Annotated in this window: 3 protein-coding genes; all 3 read right to left on the bottom strand. The window is 59.0% G+C overall.

Annotated elements, in window-relative coordinates; all coding sequences use genetic code 11:
• The coding region (locus P5540_19785) for a hypothetical protein (GenBank protein HRT67055.1) at positions 1-2,490 on the bottom strand (2,490 nt) is incomplete at its 3' end.
• Positions 2,491-2,502: 12 nt separating this feature from the next.
• A complete protein-coding gene (locus P5540_19780; GenBank protein HRT67054.1) occupies positions 2,503-3,720 on the bottom strand; it encodes a prepilin-type N-terminal cleavage/methylation domain-containing protein in 1,218 nt (405 codons plus the stop codon).
• Positions 3,721-3,791: 71 nt separating this feature from the next.
• A partial coding sequence (locus tag P5540_19775; GenBank protein ID HRT67053.1) for a hypothetical protein occupies positions 3,792-4,045 on the bottom strand: 254 nt, incomplete at its 5' end.

The following is a 4,045-nucleotide window of genomic DNA, read 5'->3' as shown; positions in this document are numbered from 1 at the left end:
CACGCGGTCGCCGAGCAAGCCGAAGGCGCCGACGGCCCCGCTGCCGTCCACGTCGTCGGTCTCATAGTCCAAATTGGCTTTGGGCACGCGCCCTTCGGCGACCAGATTGCGCAACGGACGCCGCCGCTGGTACTCGCCGGGATCGTCAATGCCTTCGAGATAGCCGAGATACATGCGGTACAGAACCCGGGCCTGGATGTTGTGAACGTTTTCTTCACCAGCGGGAATGGACAGGGTAATACCGTGATCCTGGGCAAATTTGAGCGCCGCTTCGTATTGCTCGGGCGTGAGATTGGAACCGTCGTTGACGCCCTCGTCCACCAGGCCGTTGCCGTTGTTGTCCAGGCCGTCCATGGCAAGGGCGAGGGCGTTGCCGTCGTCGTCCACGAATCCATAGCCGGGAAGAACCGCGTCGGGGATGTACTCGTCGGCTAGGTCGGGATTCGAGGCCACGGACGTATCCGTCGGCTTCCCAATCTTCAGCGAACCGAACGGCGCGCCCATGAGCAGGTTCCACATTTTTCGCGCACGAACCAGTCCGGTATCCGGCAGGAAAAGCGGCGTGTATTCGAACACACTGGCGCCGGACGAAAACGCGGGGAGCCAATACGCCGCGTTCGCCGGATCGGCTGTCGCGGCAATAGCGGTTGGGCGTCCGGGATCCGCCGAGTAAAGTTGCATGTCGAATGTGTACGCGCCGGAAGCGTTGAGGTTGACTTTGGAGGCCTCGTCGTTGACGAGGATGGCGGCGCGGCCCACGATCTGGCAGACGGGTTCGCCGCTGGATTTCAGGCGGCAGGGGGGCTGGGCGACGCCGGATTCGCGCAGGTATTGGGGGGCGATTTCGCGCGCGCCGCGGAGTTTGTCGAACTCGAAATCGGGCCAGAGATTGGGCACGGCCTTGGCGAGGCGCCCGCCGCGTTCCCATTGGCCGTTCACGAAATGGCCGCGATCGGCGAGGTAGTTCCAGCGATTGATCGCGGCGAGGTAGCGCATCAGCCGCGCATCCACATAGAACGTGGCGCCGGACGCGGCGACGATGGCGCCCGTTTCCGGGATCAGGGCGGTGTCGGTCGGGGGCGTTTCGTACAGCGCGGGCTGGTAGAGGGGCCGCGAACGCCAGCCGGGATCGGCCTGGCCGAGATCCGTCGCGGGATCCATGTTCGAGAGGGCCTTGTAGACGTTTTCGTCGTCCGCCAGCGCGAGGCGGTACATTTGCAGGTTTCGCTCGGCGTATGCCGCCGCCCGGAAATCGTAATATTCCGGATACGGCGTCCAGTAGTCCATGTGGTTGTTGATAACGAGGTCGTAATCGTTGTCGATCGCGTCCACCCAGCGGTGCTGTACGTCGGGCGGCCCCCAGGGAAGCGTCGGATCGCAGGGGATGTTGTAGGAGCTGGGGGTAGTCTGGCCGGGCGTCGTGAGATTTACGTTGCGGAGGATCTGGTAGATGGAGTCGTTGGGATTTTCGGACGGTGCGGCGTATATCGGCGCGGTGAGGAACCAGCGCTGCTCGCCCGGTTCGTCCACGGTTCCATCGCCGTTGTTGTCGCGCCCGTCGTTGCCGCCCCAATAGAGAAACACGGCGGTTTCGTTGGACTCGTCCGTGCCGACCGATCGGAAAAAGGTTCGGGCCAGTTCGGTCTGGCGGACCTCGTCGTACGTGTTCCATTCTTTGGGCAGGGGCATATCGAGCGAATCGTCGAGATCGTTGTCCACGGCGTCGCCGGGAAAGACGACGTTCGGCAGGCCGGCCAGCGCGCGGTTTTCGTTGGGCGGCACGCCGGCCGTCTGGTTGATAAGGGCGGCGGGATCGTCGTCGTAGCGATCAGCGACCAGCCCCGCGGACGTGTCCGCCACCAGCGGAATCCACACCGAATCGCGAAGGCCGTCCCCGTCGTTGTCCACGTCGGCCCAATTGTGAACCTGCCACGCGGGCGGCAGTTCGCTGGCGTTGTCAATCAGGAAGGGATGGTCCGCGCCGGATTCGACATAGCGCGCCAATTTGGGGACGCGCAGCCCTTCCTCCTTGCGCGGCGTGTAAAAATTGTCCGGCAGGCCGTAACTGGGATCGGTGGGCGTCGGCCTGTAAAAATCGTCGTAGTTGACATTGTTCGGGGGGGTGTGGGCCAACAAGGGAGCCGGCGCGGACCGGTTTGGGCTCATGGGGTCCACGAACGCCCACTGCTTGCCCTCGATCCACGCGCCGTTGAAATAGGCGCGCCAAGCATGGTCGAGCGACGTGTAGGTCGGGTGGATGAGCTTGTCGTAGTTGAGGAAACTCATCGCGATGGCCGTGGCGGCGTCGGCCAGCAGTTCCGCGCGCACGGTGTTCTCGACGTTCGTCGAGGTCTTCAGTTCGACCCGGCTCACGGTGAAGAACGTCAGGGCGATCGCCATCAGGATCGTCAGGACCGCCACGGCAATGATCAACGCCGCGCCGCGCGTCCCGCGTCCCGTGCCGTTCCTCTCGAGCTGTTCAATCCGCATGTCGGCCTACTCCTAGGGCCGCCTCCCATAAGCGGCGGGGATATTGAGCTGCAAGTTGAAATGGCGCTTGAAATCCGGCGCGCCGGGATAGGGGCTCTCAAACATGAGCCAGAAACTGATGATAATCATTTCCGGCCAAAGCTCTTCCGACCAAAATGGATTGAAAACTCTATTCTTATTGGCATCTGGTGTTTCATCATTCATGCCATAACCAAAAAATACAAATCCGCCGAATGGCTGGTCTTTGCGATTTATGTTGGGATCGGCGCCAAAATCGCGTCCGGGAGGGTAACTGGCGCTAACGCGGTTCGGCGCAAGCGTTGAAAGAATATTGTCAGTTACCATGTAATCGAGCGGTTCGAGATTAAATTCGGCCCAGAAATTGATATTATCTATTCCAGAATCCCCGCCAGCGAGCATCCGGATCCACATTTCACACTTTGTAGACCACAAAATTTTGGATTGTTCTTCAGTAAGGCGTTTTTTCGTAACGGTTATAATGTGGCCGTTAGAGTCTGGGTGTTCAGCAAGCAGATTATTTAGAATCACGCCAAATCGCGTTGGCTCGCCTCTTTCATCCAACCATGGCACGGGAAAATTATTTAGGTTATCCATGTTCTTTTCGAAGTATTTGAGCAACGGATACGGATAGGCATCTCGGAACCGCGGCATGCCATCGGAAAAGTAGACAGGGTTACCATTGGTATCATATCCCGCGATATAATCTTCCAACGCTTCAGGAAACCGGTAGGGATAAGCATCGGTCGAGATGTTATCCGAATCTCCTTCTTCTTGAATCAATTTGTTTCTATAAATAACCCGGTTGTAAACAACGTAGGTGACTCGTGAACATTTATAGTTGTCGGATCCACCCGGTACTTTTGTTCGTTGAATGAATGTCATGCCGATGGGTGTGCCATAAAAAGTTCGGATAACCCCATAGTCACGAATAAAATGAGAAGGAATAAGATCGTCTTCTATAATGGTTAGGGCGCTGCGGGCCTTCTCGAACGCATCAAGCTGCTGGTAACTGGTCCGCGCGGACCGCACGCTGCCGACGAACAGCATCACAACTCCCGACATCAGCACCGCGAACAGCGCAATCGCGACCAGCAACTCCACCATGGTGAAGCCAGGAGCAAGGGACAAGGGGCAAGGCGCAAGGCGCAAGGCGCAAGGCGCGAGGCGCGAGGCGCGAGGCTCGGTAACCGCCGCATCTACCTTGTCCATTTTGTCCATTCCGTTCACTATGCACTCCGCACTATGCACTTCGCATTACGCATTTGGCGCTATGCGCTTGTTCATCTTCGCGTGACGTAGGTCACGAAGGTCTCCCGGCGCCCGTCCATCATCTGCACCGAAAAGGTCACCCGGTAGGTGTCGGACATGGCGCCGGTCTGTTGCACGGTCGTCAGCCATCCGTTGTACAGGGCGTAGGCCTGTTCGGTGGCCGCCAGGGTTTCGAGGGTATTCTTGTCGAGCCACGACAGGAAATCGCGTTGAATATCGAGCGAACGCAGCCGGGTCATTTCCGAGTTGGCCAGGTTGGCGGCGG

The sequence above is a fragment of the Candidatus Hydrogenedentota bacterium genome (assembly GCA_035450225.1).
GTDB lineage: Bacteria > Hydrogenedentota > Hydrogenedentia > Hydrogenedentales > SLHB01 > DSVR01.
Note: the sequence above shows the minus strand (reverse complement) of the source record. Positions and strands in the feature narration are given on the sequence as shown.

What these genes read in the sequence shown, in the direction of transcription:
- P5540_19780 (HRT67054.1), bottom strand. Translation starts at nt 3,720, where the DNA reads ATGGACAAGGTAGATGCGGCGGTTACCGAGCCTCGCGCCTCGCGCCTC.